Source organism: Halorhodospira neutriphila (assembly GCF_016584055.1).
GTDB classification, from domain to species: Bacteria; Pseudomonadota; Gammaproteobacteria; order Nitrococcales; family Halorhodospiraceae; genus Halorhodospira; species Halorhodospira neutriphila.
This window is the reverse complement of the sequence record NZ_NRSH01000276.1, coordinates 1-674: the sequence shown is the minus strand read 5'-3', so window position 1 is coordinate 674 and position 674 is coordinate 1. Positions and strand designations below refer to the sequence as shown.

Genomic DNA, 674 nt, shown 5'->3' with positions numbered 1-674 from the left:
GGCCGGCGAGCATCCCCGCCCAGCGCTCGCCCATCGCCCGGCTGCGCACCGAGGGCGACGCCCTGCTCTCTAAAGTCGACACCTTCGTCGAGCGGGCCAACCGGCTCCTCTCCCCCGAGAACCTGGAGCGCATCCACGCCAGCCTCGAGCACCTCGAGCAGACGACCGCCGCCCTGGCCGCGCAGCGCGACGAGCTGCGGCGCGGCGTGGCGGGCTTCGCCGAGGCCGGCACCCAGGCCGAGTCGACCCTCGCCGAGGCCGACGCCCTCCTGCAGCGGGCCGAGGCGCTGCTCGCCGGCCCCGGCAGCGAGGCCCTCAAGAGCACCGCCCGCGCCGCCGCCGCCCTGGAGCGCAGCAGCCGCAGCGCCGAGCGGCTCCTCGCCGAGAACCGCCAGGCCCTGAGCAGCGGCGCCCAGGGGCTCAATGAGCTCGGCCCCGCCCTCGCCGAGCTGCACCGGACCCTGGCCGCCTTCCGCCGCCTCGCCCGCCGCCTCGAGGAGGACCCCGGGCAGCTGCTGCGCCGCCAGGAGATCGAGGAGTACGAGCCGTGACCGCACTGCGCCGAGCGCGAACCGCCCTCCTGCTCGCCCTGCTCGCCGGGGCCTGCCAGGCGTGCACCCTCCTGCCGAGCGAGGCGCCGTACGCGGTCTACCGCCTGCCGCCGCCCCAGCTCC

1 pseudogene is annotated in these 674 nt (G+C 77.4%); it reads left to right on the top strand.

Features of this window, described 5'->3' with window-relative positions:
- A pseudogene (locus tag CKO13_RS12445) lies at window positions 1-551 on the top strand (MlaD family protein); the annotation flags it as partial.
- Window positions 552-674: the final 123 nt, after the last annotated feature.